Source organism: Escherichia sp. E4736 (assembly GCF_005781225.1).
Lineage (GTDB): Bacteria > Pseudomonadota > Gammaproteobacteria > Enterobacterales > Enterobacteriaceae > Escherichia.
Genome location: NZ_VATT01000016.1, coordinates 77,098 through 98,512, shown reverse-complemented (window position 1 = coordinate 98,512; position 21,415 = coordinate 77,098). Strand labels below are relative to the sequence as shown.

Sequence of the window (21,415 nt, the reverse complement as noted above, 5' to 3'; positions counted from 1 at the left end):
AACACGAAGTCATCGCAACAGCGGACATGAGTTACGAAAGCTTGCAATTCTATCTGTAGCCACCGCCGTTGTCTTTAAGATTCAGGAGCGTAGTGCATGGAGTTTAGTGTAAAAAGCGGTAGCCCGGAGAAACAGCGGAGTGCCTGCATCGTCGTGGGCGTCTTCGAACCACGTCGCCTTTCTCCGATTGCAGAACAGCTCGATAAAATCAGCGATGGGTACATCAGCGCCCTGCTGCGCCGAGGCGAACTGGAAGGAAAACCGGGGCAGACGCTGTTGCTGCACCATGTGCCGAACGTGCTTTCTGAGCGCATTCTCCTTATTGGTTGCGGTAAAGAACGTGAGCTGGATGAGCGCCAGTACAAGCAGGTGATTCAGAAAACCATTAATACGCTGAATGATACTGGCTCGATGGAAGCGGTCTGCTTCCTGACTGAACTGCACGTTAAAGGCCGTAACAACTACTGGAAAGTGCGCCAGGCTGTCGAGACGGCAAAAGAGACACTCTACAGTTTTGATCAGCTGAAAACGAACAAGAGCGAACCGCGTCGTCCACTGCGTAAAATGGTGTTCAACGTGCCGACCCGCCGTGAACTGACCAGCGGGGAGCGCGCGATCCAGCACGGTCTGGCGATTGCTGCCGGGATTAAAGCTGCGAAAGATCTCGGCAATATGCCGCCGAATATCTGTAACGCCGCTTACCTCGCCTCTCAGGCGCGCCAGCTGGCTGACAGCTACAGCAAGAATGTTATTACCCGCGTTATCGGCGAACAGCAGATGAAAGAGCTGGGGATGCATTCCTATCTGGCAGTCGGTCAGGGTTCGCAAAACGAATCGCTGATGTCGGTGATTGAGTACAAAGGCAACGCGTCGGAAGATGCACGCCCTATCGTGCTGGTCGGTAAAGGTTTAACCTTCGACTCCGGCGGTATCTCCATCAAGCCTTCAGAAGGCATGGATGAGATGAAGTACGATATGTGCGGTGCGGCGGCGGTTTATGGCGTGATGAGGATGGTCGCGGAACTGCAACTGCCGATTAACGTTATCGGCGTGCTGGCAGGCTGCGAAAACATGCCTGGCGGGCGTGCCTATCGTCCGGGCGATGTGTTAACCACCATGTCCGGTCAAACCGTAGAAGTGCTGAATACCGACGCCGAAGGCCGCCTGGTACTGTGCGACGTGTTAACTTACGTTGAGCGTTTTGAGCCGGAAGCGGTGATTGACGTGGCGACGCTGACCGGTGCTTGCGTTATCGCGCTGGGTCATCACATTACCGGTCTGATGGCGAACCATAACCCGCTGGCCCATGAGCTGATTGCTGCATCTGAACAATCCGGTGACCGCGCATGGCGTTTACCGCTGGGTGACGAGTACCAGGAACAACTGGAGTCCAATTTTGCCGATATGGCGAACATTGGCGGTCGTCCTGGCGGGGCAATTACCGCAGGTTGCTTCCTGTCGCGCTTTACCCGCAAGTACAACTGGGCGCACCTGGATATTGCAGGAACAGCCTGGCGTTCTGGTAAAGCAAAAGGCGCAACCGGTCGTCCGGTGGCGTTGCTGGCACAGTTCCTGTTGAATCGCGCCGGGTTTAACGGCGAAGAGTAATTGCATCAGGCAAAGTTGTTATTGTCGGATGCGGCGTGAACGCCTTATCCGACCTACACAGCACTGAACTCGTAGGCCTGATAAGACGTGGCAGCGTCGCATCAGGCAAAGTTGTTATTGTCGGATGCGGTGTGAACTCCTTATCCGACCGATACACAGCACTGAACTCGTAGGCCTGATAAGACGCGGCAGCGTCGCATCAGGCAATGCTGTTATTGTCGGATGCGGTGTGAACGCCTTATCCGACCTACACAGCACTGAACTCGCAGGCCTGATAAGACGCGGCAGCGTCGCATCAGGCAACGCTGTTATTGTCGGATGCGGCGTGAACGCCTTATCCGACCGACACACAGCACTGAACTAGTAGGCCTGATAAGACGTGGCAGCGTCGCATCAGGCAATGCTGTGTATTACCAGATGCATATTTAAATCCACCACAAGAAGCCCCATATATGAAAAACGCAACGTTCTACCTTCTGGACAATGACACCACCGTCGATGGCTTAAGCGCCGTTGAGCAGCTGGTGTGTGAAATTGCCGCAGAACGTTGGCGCAGTGGTAAGCGCGTGCTCATCGCCTGTGAAGATGAAAAGCAGGCTTACCGGCTGGATGAAGCCCTGTGGGCACGTCCGGCAGAAAGCTTTGTTCCGCATAATTTAGCGGGAGAAGGACCGCGCGGCGGTGCGCCGGTGGAGATCGCCTGGCCGCAAAAGCGTAGCAGCAGCCCGCGCGATATATTGATTAGTCTGCGAACAAGCTTTGCAGATTTTGCCACCGCTTTCACAGAAGTGGTAGACTTCGTTCCTTATGAAGATTCTCTGAAACAACTGGCGCGCGAACGCTATAAAGCCTACCGCGTGGCTGGTTTCAACCTGAATACGGCAACCTGGAAATAATGGAAAAGACATATAACCCACAAGATATCGAACAGCCGCTTTACGAGCACTGGGAAAAGCAGGGCTACTTTAAGCCTAATGGCGATGAAAGCCAGGAAAGTTTCTGCATCATGATCCCGCCGCCGAACGTCACCGGCAGTTTGCATATGGGTCACGCCTTCCAGCAAACCATCATGGATACCATGATCCGCTATCAGCGCATGCAGGGCAAAAACACCCTGTGGCAGGTCGGTACTGACCACGCCGGGATCGCTACCCAGATGGTCGTTGAGCGCAAGATTGCCGCAGAAGAAGGTAAAACCCGTCACGATTACGGCCGCGAAGCTTTCATCGACAAAATCTGGGAATGGAAAGCGGAATCCGGCGGCACCATTACCCGTCAGATGCGCCGTCTCGGCAACTCCGTCGACTGGGAGCGTGAACGCTTCACCATGGACGAAGGCCTGTCCAATGCGGTGAAAGAAGTTTTCGTCCGTCTGTATAAAGAAGACCTGATTTACCGTGGCAAACGCCTGGTAAACTGGGACCCGAAACTGCGTACCGCTATCTCTGACCTGGAAGTAGAAAACCGCGAATCGAAAGGTTCGATGTGGCACATCCGCTATCCGCTGGCTGATGGCGCGAAAACCGCAGACGGTAAAGATTATCTGGTGGTTGCGACTACCCGTCCGGAAACCTTGCTGGGCGACACCGGCGTGGCCGTTAACCCGGAAGACCCGCGTTACAAAGATCTGATTGGCAAATATGTCATTCTGCCGCTGGTTAACCGTCGTATTCCGATCGTGGGCGACGAACACGCCGATATGGAAAAAGGCACCGGCTGCGTGAAGATCACTCCGGCGCACGACTTTAACGACTATGAAGTCGGTAAACGTCACGCCCTGCCGATGATCAACATCCTGACCTTTGACGGTGATATCCGTGAAAGCGCTCAAGTGTTCGATACCAAAGGTAACGAATCTGATGTTTATTCCAGCGAGATCCCGGCAGAGTTCCAGAAACTGGAGCGTTTTGCTGCGCGTAAAGCCATCGTTGCTGCGGTTGACGCGCTTGGCCTGCTGGAAGAAATTAAACCGCACGACCTGACCGTTCCTTACGGCGACCGTGGCGGCGTAGTTATCGAACCGATGCTGACCGACCAGTGGTACGTGCGTGCCGATGTACTGGCGAAACCGGCGGTTGAAGCGGTTGAGAACGGCGACATTCAGTTCGTACCGAAGCAGTACGAAAACATGTACTTCTCCTGGATGCGCGATATTCAGGACTGGTGTATCTCTCGTCAGCTGTGGTGGGGTCACCGTATCCCTGCATGGTATGACGAAGCGGGTAACGTTTATGTTGGCCGCAACGAAGACGAAGTGCGTAAAGAAAATAACCTCGGTGCTGATGTTGCCCTGCGTCAGGACGAAGACGTTCTCGACACCTGGTTCTCTTCTGCACTGTGGACATTCTCTACCCTTGGCTGGCCGGAAAACACCGACGCCCTGCGTCAGTTCCACCCAACCAGCGTAATGGTGTCTGGTTTCGACATCATCTTCTTCTGGATTGCCCGCATGATCATGATGACCATGCACTTCATCAAAGATGAAAATGGCAAACCGCAGGTGCCGTTCCACACCGTTTACATGACCGGTCTGATTCGTGATGACGAAGGCCAGAAGATGTCTAAATCCAAGGGTAACGTTATCGACCCGCTGGATATGGTTGACGGTATTTCGCTGCCAGAACTGCTGGAAAAACGTACCGGCAATATGATGCAGCCACAGCTGGCGGATAAAATCCGTAAGCGCACCGAGAAGCAGTTCCCGAACGGCATTGAGCCGCACGGTACTGACGCGCTGCGCTTCACCCTGGCGGCGCTGGCTTCTACCGGTCGTGACATCAACTGGGATATGAAGCGTCTGGAAGGCTACCGTAACTTCTGTAACAAGCTGTGGAACGCCAGCCGCTTTGTGCTGATGAACACGGAAGGTCAGGATTGCGGCTTCAACGGCGGCGAAATGACACTGTCACTGGCGGACCGCTGGATTCTGGCTGAGTTCAACCAGACCATCAAAGCGTACCGCGAAGCGCTGGACAGCTTCCGCTTCGATATTGCCGCAGGGATTCTGTATGAATTCACCTGGAACCAGTTCTGCGACTGGTATCTGGAGCTGACCAAGCCGGTAATGAACGGTGGCACCGAAGCCGAACTGCGCGGTACTCGCCATACGCTGGTGACCGTGCTGGAAGGTCTGCTGCGCCTCGCGCATCCGATCATTCCGTTCATTACCGAAACCATCTGGCAGCGTGTGAAAGTGCTTTGTGGCATCACTGCCGACACCATCATGCTGCAGCCGTTCCCGCAGTACGATGCGTCTCAGGTCGATGAAGCGGCGCTGGCCGACACCGAGTGGCTGAAGCAGGCGATCGTTGCTGTACGTAATATCCGCGCGGAAATGAACATCGCGCCGGGCAAACCGCTGGAGCTGCTGCTGCGTGGTTGCAGTGCAGATGCAGAACGTCGCGTGAACGAAAACCGTGGCTTCCTGCAAACGCTGGCGCGTCTGGAAAGCATCACCGTACTGCCTGCGGATGACAAAGGCCCGGTTTCCGTTACTAAGATCGTCGACGGCGCAGAGCTGCTGATCCCGATGGCAGGCCTCATTAACAAAGAAGATGAGCTGGCGCGTCTGGCGAAAGAAGTGGCGAAGATTGAAGGTGAAATCAGCCGCATCGAGAACAAGCTGGCGAACGAAGGCTTTGTAGCGCGCGCACCGGAAGCGGTCATCGCGAAAGAGCGTGAAAAGCTGGAAGGTTATGCGGAAGCGAAAGCGAAGCTGATTGAACAGCAGGCAGTTATCGCCGCGCTGTAATCAACACTGTGAAGAAAACGAAGGCCGGAGCATGCTCCGGCCTTTTTATTTAGATAAACGGAACATACGGCATAATACCGCGAGATATCCACATTAACGGACCGCTATCCTGCGGTTTGTCATCATTGGTTAACTCCAGCGAATCAAGGTCGCCCTGGACATGGGTATTGTTAGCAATCCAGCTAACCATCCACATTTTCAGCCAGGGATAAGCCAGACCACAGGTAATTGAGGACCCCATTAATACCGCCAACATGCGCAAAAGCATACCGATCGCGGTAACAGATGAATGAAAACGAATAGTGCCATTTGCCAGTGTCAGATTATTCAAAAACAGATTGCGTAACGTGACATAGAGATAACTGGCAAAAACAAGAATCGCGACAAAATACAGGAAATAAGAAGCCGTAATCTGCGGGTAATATTGCAATACTAGCTCCCTGCCCGCATCAGACCTACCCAACATGGTCATCATCATTAACTGCTGAAATACTGGCGCAATCATAATACCAATCACAATGATGAAAGGAACCATGGTTAATATTGCGAGCATACAGCCTTTAATGCATTCTTTTACGTTGACCTTAATGGAAAATTGATGGACACCAAAAGTCGCGTTATTACCCAGTAATGGCATCCACTTGCTATAGGTAATACCGTTGATAACACCCAGTCCGATGACGGAAAGCAAACTTAAGACCACTAAGTTAAAGAATAACCCACCTATCGATGTCGTCACTTGCGCAATAAGGTACAGTGCGAGCCAAAAAGCTAATGCCAACAGAACAGGCAGACCTAACATAACCCACCATGCACGAAGCATTGAGCAGTTAAAGCCAAAGCGAATACCATTCAGTGAGGTCATGTTCGCCTGATACTGCAGACTCTTCACTGCCATGCAAGGAATACCGCAGATCAAGAGAGCAAACAGGAGAAAAGCAAGAACAAAGTGTTGGCCTGCAAAACAAGAAATACTGAAAAAATAAACGATCATAATAAGTAACATGCTAACAAAAATGGCACCACCTGTTCCCTTATAACTAAATGGTTGCCCCTTGAGTGTCACATGTTGATAAATATAACGACGGCATTTTATCAATGCCCACGGCCCATATATTCCCAGAGTAATAATTGTCAGTAAAAAATTCACAAGACAAATAAGAAAATACTCACCACCTTTTCCTGTAAAAACAAATGCGTGACGAGGATTATCTTTCCCGACGTTTACACCATTCATGAACTATATCCCTAAAATAAATTCCATTCATATAGATAATAATTCCAGTCAATTGATACTGGACCACCTAGAATACGCTTTATCTAAGCGATATATGCTTAATATTTTCTGATTTATCTTCTTCTTGCACCACATAAGCGAGGGTGGTATTAAAGGGAGCTATAAATCATACATTTGAAATTGAGCTATGCTATGAATGTTGTCGTTTCGCCCGCGCTCCGTTTGCGCAAACTTACCGCCGCCGATAATGCTGCTATTGCCAGCGTCATCCGCCAGGTGTCCGCAGAGTACGGTCTTACCGCTGATAAAGGCTATACCGTCGCCGATCCCAATCTCGACGAATTGTATCAAGTGTATAGTCAGCCCGGTCATGCCTATTGGGTAGTTGAGCACAATGGCGAAGTGGTGGGCGGCGGCGGGATTGCGCCATTAGCAGGTAGTGAATCGGACATTTGCGAACTGCAGAAAATGTATTTTCTTCCCGCCATTCGCGGCAAAGGGCTGGCGAAGAAACTGGCCTTAATGGCGATGGAGCAGGCACGAGAAATGGGCTTCAAACGCTGCTATCTGGAAACGACCGCTTTTTTGAAAGAAGCGATTGGTTTGTATGAACATTTAGGTTTTCAACATATCGACTATGCACTTGGCTGCACGGGCCATGTTGATTGTGAAGTGCGGATGTTGCGCGAACTCTAAAAAAATGCCCGCTAGTGTGTGCTATCGGGCATTTTAATCAATTAATTAATGGCGAACACCGTCATCGTCTTCGTCGACATAATCTTCATCGTCGCCATCTTCGCCGTTAGGATCTTCAAAGTAAGTGCCCCAACCGTCGTATTCAACGTCGAATTTCTCTGCCAGGTTCATCAATTGCTCAACCTGGGCATCGATCAGATCGGCATTCAACGCGCATTCGCTGACGATGTCACAGCAAATTACGATATCGCCATCTTCCACTTCCAGCTCTTCCGGATCGGTCACTTCGTAACCGAGTTTAAACGCTTCAACCGCTGCTTTTTCCAGGGTTTCCAGATCGTCTGCGGAAAGGTGATGTTCGATGGTGTACAGCGCGTCCGGATCGCTGCCATCTTCCAGTAATTCTTCAATAATCAAACGTGTTTCTTCACGCTGTTCTTCGAGTTGTTCCGGGTTTGCCATGACTTATTCCTCTTAATGTCCTGCTGATACTCTTATTGTCACACACCACTGACATTGCCTCCACCTTTGTGACAAAGTTTTATGCTTTAGGCTTGCAAATGAATATTCATACATATAAATTGAATTTTAATTCATTATGGCGTAAGCCACAGGAGGGATCTATGTCCGGGTTTTATCATAAGCATTTCCTGAAATTACTTGATTTCACGCCAGCTGAACTCAACACCTTGCTCCAGCTAGCCGCTAAACTGAAAGCAGATAAAAAAAGCGGTAAAGAAGAAGCCAGACTCACCGGTAAAAACATCGCGCTCATCTTCGAAAAAGACTCAACCCGTACCCGATGCTCTTTCGAAGTTGCCGCATATGACCAGGGCGCTCGCGTTACTTATCTCGGCCCAAGCGGCAGCCAGATTGGCCATAAAGAGTCAATTAAAGATACCGCCCGCGTGCTTGGCCGCATGTATGACGGTATTCAGTATCGTGGCTATGGTCAGGAGATTGTCGAAACACTGGCGGAATACGCTGGCGTCCCAGTATGGAATGGGCTGACCAATGAGTTCCACCCCACGCAACTGCTGGCAGATCTGCTGACCATGCAAGAACATTTACCGGGTAAAGCGTTTAATGAGATGACGCTGGTCTACGCCGGAGATGCCCGCAATAACATGGGGAACTCGATGCTGGAAGCGGCCGCGCTGACCGGTCTGGATTTGCGTCTGGTGGCGCCACAGGCATGCTGGCCAGAATCTTCGCTGGTTACGGAATGCCGCGCCCTGGCACAACAAAATGGCGGGAATATTACCCTGACAGAAGATGTCGCGACTGGCGTTAAAGGTGCTGACTTTATCTATACCGATGTGTGGGTATCAATGGGTGAAGCAAAAGAGAAATGGGCTGAACGGATTGCATTGCTGCGTGATTATCAGGTGAATAGCAAGATGATGCAGTTAACTGGTAACCCGGAGGTCAAATTCCTCCACTGCCTGCCCGCGTTTCATGATGACCAAACAACGCTTGGCAAAAAGATGGCTGAAGAATTTGGCCTACATGGTGGGATGGAAGTAACGGACGAGGTTTTCGAATCTCCCGCCAGCATTGTTTTTGATCAGGCGGAAAACCGTATGCATACTATCAAAGCGGTAATGGTTGCGACGCTTGCCAAATAATTTCAGTACCGGAGGCGGCTTCACGTCGCCACCGGCAGGTACTCGCTTAAGCCATCAGCATCTTAACAACCGCTTTGCGAACCTGAGCAGGCTCACCCACTGCGCACAGCGGTTTGTGCACTTCACCCGGATAAAACACAACAAAATCGCCTTCATTAAGGATAACTGTTTTCTCTTCAATACCTTCAGGCAAAAAGGCGATGTCTTTATCAGCTAACCAGTCAGTATCCGGCGTACCCGCAGGCTGTGTGCTAAAAGTCATTCCTTCCTGCCCTTTTAACACAATCTGGATGTCGAGATAGCGGGCATGATACTCCGCGCGACGCGCTTCATACGGCTCAGTCATATCTTCAGAGATAAGATAAAACAGACGGTTGCCTTCGATATCATGCTTACCTTTTGGCGTTTCTGCCGTAACGTGCATTTTGATATGTTCAATGGCCTGGCGTAACTCTTCTGGCAACCACGGCTGGAGATTATGAATATTTCCGATGATCATCTTTTTCATTCCTCAATTAAAACAACGTTTCATTTCTCTCGTTATACGTAATTCCTTACTGCCATACCAGCATTTTTTGCCGTCCGATTGCGCCAAAGCATGTTTTTCTGCCCGCTTGCCACAAAAAAAATATTGTTAAAAACTCAATTTTAAAGCATATAAATTCACTACAATCGTTTACCTGGGTAATTTTTTGCATTGATTGCTTGATCCCACTTTCTGGCTGAGTATAATGCCGGACAATTTGCCGGGAGGATGTATGGTTCAGTGTGTTCGACATTTTGTCTTACCGCGTCTGAAAAAAGACGCTGGCCTGCCGTTTTTCTTCCCGTTGTTCACCTATTCCCAGCCCCTCAATCGAGGGGCTTTTTTTTGCCCAGGCGTCAGGAGATAAAAGATGGCTAATCCGCTATATCAAAAACATATCATTTCCATAAACGACCTTAGTCGCGATGACCTTAATCTGGTGCTGGCGACAGCGGCGAAACTGAAAGCGAACCCGCAACCAGAACTGTTGAAACATAAAGTGATTGCCAGTTGCTTCTTCGAAGCATCAACCCGCACCCGCCTCTCTTTCGAAACCTCGATGCACCGCCTGGGCGCTAGTGTGGTGGGATTCTCTGACAGCGCAAACACCTCACTGGGAAAAAAAGGGGAAACGCTGGCTGATACCATCTCGGTTATCAGCACTTACGTCGATGCGATTGTGATGCGCCATCCACAGGAAGGTGCGGCACGCCTGGCAACCGAATTTTCCGGCAATGTACCAGTACTGAATGCCGGTGATGGCTCCAACCAACATCCGACGCAAACCTTGCTGGATCTGTTCACCATTCAGGAAACCCAGGGACGTCTCGACAATCTTCGCGTCGCAATGGTCGGCGACCTGAAATATGGTCGTACCGTTCACTCCCTGACTCAGGCGCTGGCAAAGTTCGACGGCAACCGTTTTTACTTCATCGCGCCGGACGCGCTGGCAATGCCGCAATACATTCTGGATATGCTCGATGAAAAAGGGATCGCCTGGAGTCTGCATAATTCCATTGAAGAAGTGATGGCGGAAGTGGACATTCTGTATATGACTCGCGTGCAAAAAGAGCGTCTGGACCCGTCCGAATACGCCAACGTAAAAGCACAGTTTGTCCTGCGCGCCAGCGATCTCCACAACGCCAAAGCCAATATGAAAGTGCTGCATCCGCTGCCGCGTATTGATGAAATTGCGACGGATGTCGATAAAACGCCGCACGCCTGGTACTTCCAGCAAGCAGGCAATGGGATTTTCGCTCGCCAGGCGTTACTGGCACTGGTTCTGAATCGCGATCTGGTACTGTAAGGGGAAATAGAGATGACACACGATAATAAATTGCAGGTTGAAGCTATTAAACGCGGCACGGTAATTGACCATATCCCCGCCCAGATCGGATTTAAGCTGTTGAGCTTGTTCAAGTTAACCGAAACCGATCAGCGCATCACCATCGGTCTGAACCTACCTTCCGGCGAGATGGGCCGCAAGGATCTGATCAAAATCGAAAATACCTTTTTAAGTGAAGATCAAGTAGACCAACTGGCACTGTATGCACCGCAAGCCACGGTAAACCGTATCGACAACTATGAAGTGGTCGGCAAATCACGCCCCAGTCTGCCGGAACGTATTGATAATGTGCTGGTCTGCCCGAACAGCAACTGTATCAGCCATGCAGAACCGGTTTCTTCCAGCTTTGCCGTGAGAAAACGCGCCAATGATATTGCGCTCAAATGCAAATATTGTGAAAAAGAGTTTTCGCATAATGTGGTGCTGGCCAATTAATTGCGGTTGGTAATAAATGTCAGGCTCCCTATAATGAGCCAGACTTTTTACCGCTGTAATAAAGGAGAAATCATGAGCAAAACTATCGCGACGGAAAATGCACCCGCAGCTATCGGTCCGTATGTTCAGGGCGTTGATCTGGGCAGTATGATCATCACTTCCGGTCAGATCCCGGTAAACCCGAAAACTGGCGAAGTACCGGCAGACGTCGCTGCACAGGCGCGTCAGTCGCTGGATAACGTAAAAGCGATCGTGGAAGCCGCTGGCCTGAAAGTGGGCGACATCGTTAAAACCACCGTGTTTGTGAAAGATCTGAACGACTTCGCAACCGTAAACGCCACTTACGAAGCGTTCTTCACCGAGCACAATGCCACCTTCCCGGCACGTTCTTGCGTTGAAGTTGCACGTCTGCCGAAAGACGTGAAGATTGAGATCGAAGCGATCGCTGTTCGTCGCTAATCTTGATGGAAATCCGGGCTATCATGCCCGGATTAAGTCTGATGACAAAAGCAAAATCGCCTGATGCGCTACGCTTATCAGGCCTACGTGATTCCTGCAATTTATTGAATTTGTAGGCCGGATAAGGCGTTTACGCCGCATCCGGCATGAACAAAGCTCACTTTGTCTGCAATCTGAATCCGGGCCACCATGCCCAGTTAATTCTTTACTGCCAGCCGTAACGACGACTATAAATCCCTTTAACCAACTGCGTTAACACCATATACCCTGCCAGAATCGCAATCAGCCACGGGAAGTAACTTAACGGCAGTGCCTGCAGTTGCAGATAACCCGCCAGCGGTGAAAACGGCAACGCGATCCCCACGACTATCACGATCGCGGTCATCGCCATTAATGGCCACGACGCACAACTCTGAATAAACGGCACACGGCGGGTGCGGATCATATGCACAACCAGCGTTTGCGACAGTAATCCCACCACAAACCAGCCCGACTGAAACAGCGTTTGCGTTTCCGGCGTATTGGCATGAAATACCCACCACATCAGGCAAAACGTCAGAATATCGAAGATCGAACTGATCGGTCCGAAGAAGATCATAAAACGCCCCAAATCCGCCGGATTCCAACGCTGCGGCTTTTGAATTTGCTCGTCATCAACGTTATCAAACGGAATCGCCACCTGTGACACATCGTACAGCAGGTTTTGAATAAGCAAGTGTAACGGCAACATAGGCAGGAAGGGCAAGAAAGCACTCGCCACCAGCACGCTGAACACATTACCGAAGTTCGAACTCGCCGTCATTTTGATGTATTTCAACATGTTGGCAAAAGTTCGGCGTCCTTCAATAACCCCCTCTTCCAGTACCATCAGGCTTTTTTCCAGCAGAATGATATCAGCCGCTTCACGGGCAATATCTACCGCACCGTCCACAGAAATGCCGATATCCGCAGCGCGTAAGGCGGGCGCATCATTAATACCATCGCCCATAAAGCCAACCACATGCCCTTCGCGCTTTAGCAAGGTCACGATGCGTTCTTTATGCATCGGCGTCAGGCGGGCAAACAGAGTGGTACGTTGCGCCAGGCTTGCCAGTTCATCGTCATTTAGCGTTTCAATATCACTACCAATTACCACCTCTCCCGCATCTAGTCCCACTTCATGGCACACTTTCGCCGCCACTAACTCACTGTCGCCAGTAAGGATTTTGACGGTAATTCCACTCGCTTTTAATGCCTTCAGTGCCGGAGCGGTTGTCTCTTTTGGCGGATCAAGGAAAGCGATATACCCTTCAAGGATCAGGTCAGATTCATCAATCCGCTGGTAATCCCCTTCACGCGCTGGCAGGTATTTCGTCGCCACCGCAACCACGCGCAGCCCCTGACGATTCAGCGTATCGGTTACCCGCTTAATCTTACGCAGCATGGTGTCATCGAGCGGAACAATCGCGCCATTGTGACGTACCTGAGAACACACATTGAGGATTTCCTGCAATGCGCCTTTGCACACCAGTTGATGGTGTTCGGCATTTTCTGCCACTACCACCGACATCCGGCGACGCTCAAAATCAAACGGAATCTCATCAATTTTTTGCCAACGACTGGCCAGCGAGCGTGCTGACTTTTCATCTATACCTTCCAGCACCGCCGTATCAAGCAAGTTTTTAAGTCCGGTCTGGTAATGACTGTTCAACCACGCGCTATGCAGCACGCGCTCACTGGTTTTACCGGAGATATCGGTATGATTCTCCAGCACAATTTTATCTTGCGTCAGGGTGCCTGTTTTATCAGTGCACAGAATATCCATTGCACCAAAGTTCTGAATCGCATCCAGATGTTTGACGATCACTTTCTGTTTCGACAGTTTTACCGCACCACGCGCCAGCGTCGAGGTGACAATCATCGGCAACATTTCCGGCGTTAAGCCCACCGCTACCGAAAGCGCGAATAGCGCAGCTTCCCACCAGTCGCCTTTGGTGTAACCGTTGATCAACAGCACTACGGGCGCCATCACCAGCATAAAGCGAATCAGCAGCATACTGACGCGGCTGATCCCTTGCTGAAAGGCATTCGGCTCGCTTTCCTGCTCGCTGACACGCCCCGCCAGTTGACCAAACCAGGTGTTGGCACCTGTGGCAATCACCATTGCTTGTGCCGTACCGCTCACCACGGTGGTGCCCATAAAACACAGGGTATCGCACTCCAGCGGATTGCTGTGCTCTGGCTGGCGAGTGGTTGCGGCTTTTTCCACGGGCAGAGACTCACCGGTTAACGATGCCTGGGCGACGAACAGATCCCGCGCCTGCAAAATACGTAAATCTGCCGGGATCATATCTCCCGCCGCCAGTTTAATAATATCGCCAGGCACCAGCTGGTCGATCGGGATCTCCAGCCAGCCATTTTCGCCTTTATCGTTAATTACGCGCAGCACCGTCGCAGTATTACTGACCATCGCTTTCAGGGCATCTGCTGCTTTGGTGGAGCGCGCTTCCTGAATAAAGTTCAGCAACGTAGAAATAGCTACCATTAACGCAATAACGCCCGCGGCAAATAAATCTTCCGTGGCGTAAGAAATGCCGCCGAGGATCGTGAGCAAAATATTAAAGGGGTTGCGATAACAGACCCACAAATGTACCCACCACGGCGACGGTTGTTGCGCGGGTAGTTTATTTTCACCGTGTTGTTCGCGGGCTAATTCCACTTCCGCCTGATTTAACCCTTCTGGATGCGTGCCGAAGGTTTTCCATAATTCCTTTTCTGGCATCACCGCCATTTTCAGGCAATGCGCGTTTAAGGAAGGCGGGATCGGAATATTCGCTGTCTGTTGCGCACCAGGCAACGGATCGCGATGGACCAGACGAGAAGGTAAATGGCGAATGAGCCGGGTAAAAATTTCTTTAAACATAGGAAGTCCCTCCGCACCCTGTAAGCATGGTGCAGAAAATATCTTCAGGCGTCGCAAAGCCTTACCTGAAGGTAATAAACATGAGCTGGGACGTTAAAACGTCACGGCCTTACACATCCGGTAATGCCGTAAAAAGACAGGCTTACCGGAAAAGTTTTAATCTCCGTCGAGGGAGAGGCGTGGGATCAGGTTCCATATAACCTCCGGTAAGTGAAAAAAGCGCCGCAAATAATAAGGAGAATCCAATAATATTCGTAGCATTTATGCCGATATAATATCTGCAAGCAACTAAACCAACGATAAACCAGACTTTACCCATTGCTGAATGCGTGGGTAAAGTTAGGCTCAAATAATTAAACGCAAATTACGGGACAACAGGATGCAAAATCGGCTGACCATCAAAGACATTGCTCGTTTAAGCGGCGTGGGGAAATCCACGGTTTCCCGAGTGCTGAATAACGAAAGTGGCGTGAGTCAGCACACGCGCGAGCGCGTGGAAGCAGTGATGAATCAGCATAGATTTTCCCCTTCCCGATCCGCGCGTGCTATGCGTGGGCAAAGCGATAAAGTGGTTGCTATTATCGTCACCCGTCTGGATTCGTTATCAGAAAATCTCGCCGTTCAGACGATGCTGCCGGCATTCTATGAACAGGGTTACGATCCGATCATGATGGAAAGCCAGTTTTCGCCACAGCTGGTTACTGAACATTTAGGCGTTCTGAAACGTCGCAATATTGACGGAGTGGTGCTGTTCGGTTTTACCGGCATAACGGAAGAAATGTTAGCTCACTGGCAATCATCTCTGGTACTGCTGGCGCATGACGCAAAAGGTTTTGCTTCGGTCTGTTATGACGACGAAGGGGCGATTAAGATTCTGATGCAATGCCTCTACGATCGGGGGCATCGCAATATCAGTTATCTTGGCGTACCGCACAGCGACATTACCACTGGTAAGCGGCGTCATGAGGCTTATCTGGCATTTTGCAAAGCACATAAACTACATCCCGTCGCCGCCCTGCCCGGCCTGGCCATGAAGCAAGGTTACGAGAACGTGGCAAAAGTGATTACGCCAGAAACCACTGCGTTGCTGTGCGCAACCGACACGCTGGCGCTCGGGGCATGTAAGTACCTGCAAGAGCAACACATCGACACACTGCAACTGGCGAGCGTCGGTAATACGCCGTTAATGAAGTTTCTCCATCCGGAGATCGTCACCGTTGATCCAGGCTACGCCGAAGCCGGACGTCAGGCTGCCAGCCAGTTGATCGAACAGGTAACCGGACGCAGCGAACCTCAACAAATCGTCATCCCAGCAGCCCTTTCCTGAGAGTTACCTTCTACCAGATTTATCCAAAGAGTGTTCAGAACACTACTGACAGCTTCTGATGTATAGCTTTGAAGAAACTCTGTGCCACGACATTACAGTCTTTTGAGGCTGTCAGGTGGTTTCAGAGATAATCCTTCTCCAGACCATGCTAAAGCGAGTATTTCCGGGGACTTACCGGGTAGTATATTGTTTTTGTTGATTTTATAACCAGAAAATCATCAAAAAATTTACACATCGCTCTAGCGCCCGCCATCCGTACTCTCTGCTTTTTACTTTGAGCTAAATCAAAAAAAACGCAAACATCCTTAATGCAAAGCACTATATATAGACTTTAAAATGCATCTAAACCCAATATGTTGTATCCATCGTCTAAACTTGCAACAAGATACACATCAACGAAGCCGACACAATTGTGGATAAAGCGAATTGGGATTGCAGTAAATCCCCGTAACAAGAGCTGAATAAACCGGGGCGCACTTCCCAACTTTCTGTGGATAACCTGTTCTTAAAAATATGGAGCGATCATGACACCGCATGTGATGAAACGAGACGGCTGCAAAGTGCCGTTTAAATCAGAGCGCATCAAAGAAGCTATTCTGCGTGCAGCTAAAGCAGCGGAAGTCGATGATGCAGATTATTGTGCCACTGTTGCCGCTATCGTCAGCGAGCAAATGCAGGGGCGTAACCAGGTAGATATCAACGAAATCCAGACCGCTGTTGAAAACCAACTGATGTCTGGCCCGTACAAACAACTGGCCCGTGCATATATTGAGTACCGTCACGATCGCGACATTGAACGTGAAAAACGCGGTCGTCTGAACCAGGAGATCCGTGGTCTGGTCGAGCAGACTAATTCCTCGCTGCTCAATGAAAACGCGAATAAAGACAGTAAAGTCATTCCGACCCAGCGTGACCTGCTGGCCGGGATTGTTGCTAAACACTATGCACGTCAGCACCTGCTGCCGCGTGACGTGGTGCAGGCACATGAACGTGGTGATATCCACTACCACGATCTCGATTACTCGCCGTTCTTCCCAATGTTCAACTGCATGTTGATCGACCTGAAAGGCATGCTGACGCAAGGCTTTAAGATGGGGAATGCCGAGATTGAACCGCCGAAGTCGATCTCTACAGCTACCGCAGTAACTGCGCAAATTATTGCTCAGGTCGCCAGCCATATTTATGGTGGCACCACCATTAACCGTATCGACGAAGTTCTGGCGCCGTTTGTCACCGCCAGCTACAACAAGCACCGTAAAACTGCGGAAGAGTGGAGCATTCCTGACGTCGAAGGTTACGCTAACTCTCGTACCATCAAAGAGTGCTACGACGCATTCCAGTCGCTGGAATATGAAGTAAATACCCTGCACACCGCCAACGGTCAGACGCCGTTTGTGACCTTTGGCTTTGGTCTGGGTACCAGCTGGGAATCGCGCCTGATTCAGGAATCTATCCTGCGTAACCGTATCGCGGGCCTGGGTAAAAACCGTAAAACCGCCGTGTTCCCGAAACTGGTGTTCGCAATTCGCGATGGCCTGAACCATAAAGTGGGCGATCCGAACTACGACATCAAACAGCTGGCGCTGGAGTGCGCGAGCAAGCGCATGTATCCGGATATCCTGAACTACGATCAGGTAGTGAAAGTCACCGGTTCGTTTAAAACCCCGATGGGCTGCCGCAGCTTCCTCGGCGTGTGGGAAGACGAAAACGGTGAGCAGATCCACGATGGTCGTAACAACCTCGGCGTGATCAGCCTGAACCTGCCGCGTATTGCTCTGGAAGCAAAAGGCGATGAAGCCACCTTCTGGAAGCTGCTGGATGAACGTCTGGTGCTGGCACGTAAGGCGCTGATGACCCGTATCGCTCGTCTGGAAGGCGTGAAAGCGCGCGTAGCCCCGATCCTCTATATGGAAGGTGCTTGTGGCGTGCGTCTGAATGCAGACGACGACGTGTCTGAAATCTTCAAAAACGGTCGTGCATCTATTTCGCTGGGTTACATCGGCATCCACGAAACCATTAACGCGCTGTTCGGCGGCGAGCATGTTTACGACAACGAGCAGCTGCGCGCGAAAGGCATCGCGATTGTTGAACGTCTGCGTCAGGCGGTGGATCAGTGGAAAGAAGAAACCGGCTACGGTTTCAGTCTCTACAGTACGCCGAGTGAGAACCTGTGCGACCGCTTCTGCCGTCTCGATACCGCCGAGTTTGGCGTGGTGCCGGGCGTGACCGATAAAGGTTACTACACCAACAGTTTCCACCTTGATGTGGAGAAGAAGGTGAACCCGTACGACAAGATCGACTTTGAAGCGCCTTACCCGCCGCTGGCGAACGGTGGCTTCATTTGCTACGGCGAGTATCCAAACATTCAGCACAACCTGAAGGCGCTGGAAGATGTCTGGGATTACAGCTATCAGCATGTGCCGTATTACGGCACCAACACACCGATCGATGAATGCTACGAATGTGGCTTTACCGGCGAGTTTGAGTGCACCAGCAAAGGCTTCACTTGTCCGAAATGTGGTAACCATGACACCTCCCGTGTGTCGGTAACTCGCCGCGTGTGCGGATATTTAGGTAGTCCGGATGCGCGTCCGTTTAACGCCGGCAAGCAGGAAGAAGTTAAACGCCGCGTTAAACATTTAGGAAATGGGCAGATCGGTTGATCTCCACGCTGCGTTAAGCAAATGCCGGATGTGATGTGAAAGCGTCGCATCCGGCGTTGATTGCAGGATGTGGCGTAAACCGCCTTATCCGACCTACAAATTCCAGACTGTAGCAACGGCTGTAGGCCTGATAAGACGCGACAGCGTCGCATCAGGCATTGATTGCCGGATGTGGCGTAAACGCCTTATCCGGCCTACAAATTCCAGACTGTAGCAACGGCTGTAGGCCTGATAAGACGCGACGGCGTCGCATCAGGCGTTAATTGCCGGATGCGGCGTAAACCTTATCCGGCCTACACGCAGACTGATAAGCCAGGCGAAATATGAACTTCCATCAATACTATCCTGTCGACATCGTCAACGGCCCCGGCACTCGTTGCACCCTGTTTGTCTCCGGGTGTGTTCATGAATGCCCCGGTTGCTATAACAAAAGCACCTGGCGGGTAAATTCCGGTCAGCCATTTACCAAAGAAATGGAAGACCAGATCATCAACGATCTGAACGACACTCGCATCAAACGCCAGGGCATTTCCCTCTCCGGCGGCGACCCACTGCATCCGCAAAACGTGCCGGATATTCTGAAACTGGTACAACGCATCCGTGCCGAATGTCCGGGTAAAGACATCTGGGTGTGGACAGGCTATAAACTCGACGAACTCAACGCTGCACAAATGCAGGTTGTTGATTTGATTAACGTGCTGGTTGATGGCAAGTTTATGCAGGATTTAAAAGACCCTTCCCTGATCTGGCGCGGCAGCAGCAACCAGGTGGTACACCATTTACGTTGATAAGCTCCCTGTTACCTGAGTGCAGGCAACAGGGAAATAAGGAATTAACGATACTTCTTGTGATATGAATTGCGGGTCGTTTTCAGTTGCTCTGCGGCGGCCTGCGCTTCTTTTACTTTACCTTCATTAGCCAGCTTCAGCGCGTCGTCAATCTGGCCAACCAGAATGTCGAAACCGTGGCGGAAGTCTTTCATTTCCGGGCTGTCTGGCGATTTTCCTTCCAGCTTCGGCGGCGTTGCTTTTTGCGCATCCAGCGCCGCGGCACGCATTTTGGTTAACGCGTCTTTGACTTGCGCCGCGTTATCCGCTTTTTCGACCACTTTTAAATTGTCGTTGAGGGTTTCCATATTGTCTTCCAGCTCAGCGGCAAACGACACCGAACTGAATACCAACGAGGAGACTGCAAGAATAGCTAACAGGCTTTTACGCATTGCTCACTTCCTTTTTTATTTACACTTCATCCTTCACACTGCCTCATCGACGGCTAAGCTCATTCGCCCGAGTCACGTACTACGAGTACGCTCCCCGGCCCTCATTCACTTTCCGTCTCGATGCAGTGCGAATGATTTTGTGTAATTTTTTAGTTTATAGCGCGGCAGGTCGCGCCAGTTTTTTTACTGTCCGGCGATTTTCATCTCCGGCAACAGCACAGAACCACACTGTATATTACTGCGTGTTTCAATATCGTTACCGACGGTGACAATATTGCGCCACATATCTTTTAAATTACCTGCGATGGTGATTTCGCTAACCGGATACTGAATTTCGCCGTTTTCTACCCAGAAGCCCGCCGCACCACGGGAATAATCACCGGTAATTGCACTCACGCCCTGGCCCATCAATTCCGTCACCACCAGCCCAGTGCCCATCTCTTTGAGCATCTGCTCGAAGCTTAGACCTTGTCCGGCAATGCGCCAGTTGTGAATACCGCCCGCGTGTCCGGTGCTTTTCAGCCCCAATTTGCGCGCCGAGTAGCTGGTCAGCAGCCACTGAGTCAAGATGCCATCTTTAATAATGTCGCGACGTTCGGTACGAACACCTTCGCTGTCGAATGGCGTAGATGCCAGCCCTTTCAGCAGATGCGGATGCTCTTCAATGGTCAGCCAGTCCGGCAGAATTTGTTTACCCAGCGAATCCAGTAGGAAGGTGGATTTACGGTAGACCGCACCACCAGCAATCGCCCCCACCAGATGACCGAACAGCCCGGTTGCCACTTCATTGGCAAAAATGACCGGCGCTTTCATGGTGGAGAGTTTACGCGGTGACAGACGCGATAAGGTACGGCGAGCGCAGTCGGCCCCGACCCACTCTGGCGTTTGTAGATCGCTCATCGCGCGGCCAATGGTGTAGGCATAATCACGCTCCATATCGCCATTTTCTTCGGCAATCACGCAACTGGAGAGCGAATGACGCGTTGAGCAGTAGCCTTGCAACATACCGTGGCTATTACCGAAAACTTTGACGCCGTAATGGCTGTTAAAACTGCCGCCTTCGGTGTTGGTAATGCGTTTATCCGCCTGTAATGCCGCCTGTTCAGCACGGGCCGCCAGTTCAATGGCTTCGTCTGGAGAGACTTCTGCGGGGTGGAACAAGTCAAGATCCGGCGCGTCGAAAGCCAGCAGTTCTTTATCTGCCACGCCTGCATACGGATCTGGCGAAGTGTAACGCGCAATATCCAGCGCCGCCTGTACGGTGCGTGCAATGGCCTGCGGGCTTAAATCGGTGGATGATGCGCTACCTTTGCGGTTCTGGTGATAAACGGTTATCCCCAGCGCGCCATCACTATTGAATTCGACATTCTCCACTTCACCATAGCGCGTACTAACGCTAATGCCGGTGGTCTTGCTGACGGCAACTTCCGCACCGTCCGATTTGCCTGAGGCCAACTCCAGCGCAGTCGAAACTGCTTCTTCCAGAATCTTGCGCTGCGCTTCAACTTGAGAGATTACTTTCATTGCAAGTGCCATAATGTAGAGAGTTTCTCTGAAGTCTAACAGAGAACCGTTTTTCAGTGCGCATCTTAACTGGTAACATTAGCCTCTTTTTTTTA

At 50.9% G+C, this 21,415-nt stretch carries 19 protein-coding genes; 12 read left to right on the top strand and 7 right to left on the bottom strand.

Annotated elements, in window-relative coordinates; genetic code table 11:
• Positions 1 to 96: 96 nt before the first annotated feature.
• The 3 genes from pepA to valS all read left to right on the top strand — a co-directional run bounded on the left by pepA (position 97) and on the right by valS (position 5,359).
• Positions 97 to 1,608 carry a leucyl aminopeptidase gene (gene pepA, locus FEK46_RS13175; protein WP_000397144.1) on the top strand — a complete coding sequence of 504 codons (1,512 nt, stop codon included), beginning with the start codon at positions 97 to 99 and terminating at the stop codon, positions 1,606 to 1,608.
• A 452-nt stretch (positions 1,609 to 2,060) separates the two neighbouring features.
• Positions 2,061 to 2,504, top strand: a complete 444-nt coding sequence (gene holC, locus FEK46_RS13170; protein WP_000786399.1) for a DNA polymerase III subunit chi — start codon at positions 2,061 to 2,063, stop codon at positions 2,502 to 2,504.
• Positions 2,504 to 5,359, top strand: a complete 2,856-nt coding sequence (gene valS / locus FEK46_RS13165) for a valine--tRNA ligase (RefSeq protein WP_130259542.1) — start codon at positions 2,504 to 2,506, stop codon at positions 5,357 to 5,359. Before holC ends, valS begins: the two co-directional genes overlap by 1 nt.
• A gap of 49 nt (positions 5,360 to 5,408) precedes the next feature.
• Here the strand turns inward: valS and FEK46_RS13160 are convergent, their stop codons facing one another.
• Entirely contained in the window at positions 5,409 to 6,596 is a 1,188-nt protein-coding gene (locus FEK46_RS13160) for a DUF898 family protein (protein WP_135560184.1), read from the bottom strand.
• 192 nt (positions 6,597 to 6,788) lie between these two features.
• Here FEK46_RS13160 and FEK46_RS13155 point away from each other — a divergent pair, with 192 nt between their 5' ends.
• Positions 6,789 to 7,292, top strand: coding sequence for a GNAT family N-acetyltransferase (locus tag FEK46_RS13155; protein ID WP_135408771.1), 504 nt, complete (start codon positions 6,789 to 6,791; stop codon positions 7,290 to 7,292).
• 45 nt (positions 7,293 to 7,337) lie between these two features.
• Here the strand turns inward: FEK46_RS13155 and rraB are convergent, their stop codons facing one another.
• Entirely contained in the window at positions 7,338 to 7,754 is a 417-nt protein-coding gene (gene rraB / locus FEK46_RS13150; protein WP_130206080.1) for a ribonuclease E inhibitor RraB, read from the bottom strand.
• Positions 7,755 to 7,915: 161 nt separating this feature from the next.
• Between rraB and argF the strand changes: the two genes are divergently transcribed.
• A complete protein-coding gene (gene argF, locus FEK46_RS13145; RefSeq protein ID WP_130257925.1) occupies positions 7,916 to 8,920 on the top strand; it encodes an ornithine carbamoyltransferase in 1,005 nt (334 codons plus the stop codon).
• A 46-nt stretch (positions 8,921 to 8,966) separates the two neighbouring features.
• Here the strand turns inward: argF and tabA are convergent, their stop codons facing one another.
• Positions 8,967 to 9,419: a toxin-antitoxin biofilm protein TabA gene (tabA, locus tag FEK46_RS13140; RefSeq protein WP_130216649.1), complete on the bottom strand. Its 453-nt coding sequence runs from the start codon at positions 9,417 to 9,419 to the stop codon at positions 8,967 to 8,969.
• Between the two features lie 259 nt (positions 9,420 to 9,678).
• On the opposite strand from tabA, the gene pyrL reads away from it, so the two are divergent.
• The 4 genes from pyrL to FEK46_RS13115 all read left to right on the top strand — a co-directional run bounded on the left by pyrL (position 9,679) and on the right by FEK46_RS13115 (position 11,685).
• Positions 9,679 to 9,813, top strand: a complete 135-nt coding sequence (pyrL, locus tag FEK46_RS13130) for a pyr operon leader peptide (RefSeq protein WP_032341226.1) — start codon at positions 9,679 to 9,681, stop codon at positions 9,811 to 9,813.
• Between the two features lie 3 nt (positions 9,814 to 9,816).
• Positions 9,817 to 10,752 carry an aspartate carbamoyltransferase gene (pyrB, locus tag FEK46_RS13125; RefSeq protein ID WP_135560186.1) on the top strand — a complete coding sequence of 312 codons (936 nt, stop codon included), beginning with the start codon at positions 9,817 to 9,819 and terminating at the stop codon, positions 10,750 to 10,752.
• A gap of 12 nt (positions 10,753 to 10,764) precedes the next feature.
• Entirely contained in the window at positions 10,765 to 11,226 is a 462-nt protein-coding gene (gene pyrI / locus FEK46_RS13120) for an aspartate carbamoyltransferase regulatory subunit (RefSeq protein ID WP_000148581.1), read from the top strand.
• Positions 11,227 to 11,298: 72 nt separating this feature from the next.
• Positions 11,299 to 11,685: an enamine/imine deaminase gene (locus FEK46_RS13115; RefSeq protein ID WP_000047542.1), complete on the top strand. Its 387-nt coding sequence runs from the start codon at positions 11,299 to 11,301 to the stop codon at positions 11,683 to 11,685.
• A 205-nt stretch (positions 11,686 to 11,890) separates the two neighbouring features.
• Here the strand turns inward: FEK46_RS13115 and mgtA are convergent, their stop codons facing one another.
• Entirely contained in the window at positions 11,891 to 14,587 is a 2,697-nt protein-coding gene (gene mgtA / locus FEK46_RS13110; protein WP_135560187.1) for a magnesium-translocating P-type ATPase, read from the bottom strand.
• A gap of 142 nt (positions 14,588 to 14,729) precedes the next feature.
• Complete coding sequence (mgtL, locus tag FEK46_RS13105) at positions 14,730 to 14,783, bottom strand: mgtA regulatory leader peptide MgtL (RefSeq protein WP_001387276.1); 54 nt, start codon at positions 14,781 to 14,783, stop codon at positions 14,730 to 14,732.
• Positions 14,784 to 14,939: 156 nt separating this feature from the next.
• Here mgtL and treR point away from each other — a divergent pair, with 156 nt between their 5' ends.
• From treR to nrdG, 3 genes are all read left to right on the top strand, one after another.
• On the top strand, positions 14,940 to 15,914 hold the full coding sequence (gene treR / locus FEK46_RS13100; protein ID WP_276320292.1) for a trehalose operon repressor TreR: 975 nt from the start codon (positions 14,940 to 14,942) through the stop codon (positions 15,912 to 15,914).
• Positions 15,915 to 16,438: 524 nt separating this feature from the next.
• Positions 16,439 to 18,577 (top strand): anaerobic ribonucleoside-triphosphate reductase, encoded by a 2,139-nt coding sequence (gene nrdD, locus FEK46_RS13095; protein ID WP_130206068.1) that lies wholly within the window; start codon positions 16,439 to 16,441, stop codon positions 18,575 to 18,577.
• A gap of 323 nt (positions 18,578 to 18,900) precedes the next feature.
• Complete coding sequence (gene nrdG / locus FEK46_RS13090; RefSeq protein WP_064530204.1) at positions 18,901 to 19,365, top strand: anaerobic ribonucleoside-triphosphate reductase-activating protein; 465 nt, start codon at positions 18,901 to 18,903, stop codon at positions 19,363 to 19,365.
• A gap of 44 nt (positions 19,366 to 19,409) precedes the next feature.
• On the opposite strand, the gene cybC is transcribed toward nrdG, so the two are convergent.
• The gene (cybC, locus tag FEK46_RS13085; protein ID WP_130206066.1) at positions 19,410 to 19,796 is read right to left on the bottom strand and encodes a cytochrome b562; all 387 of its coding nucleotides are present in this window, start codon (positions 19,794 to 19,796) and stop codon (positions 19,410 to 19,412) included.
• A gap of 183 nt (positions 19,797 to 19,979) precedes the next feature.
• Positions 19,980 to 21,332, bottom strand: coding sequence for a metalloprotease PmbA (gene pmbA / locus FEK46_RS13080; protein WP_001162191.1), 1,353 nt, complete (start codon positions 21,330 to 21,332; stop codon positions 19,980 to 19,982).
• Between the last annotated feature and the right edge of the window lie 83 nt (positions 21,333 to 21,415).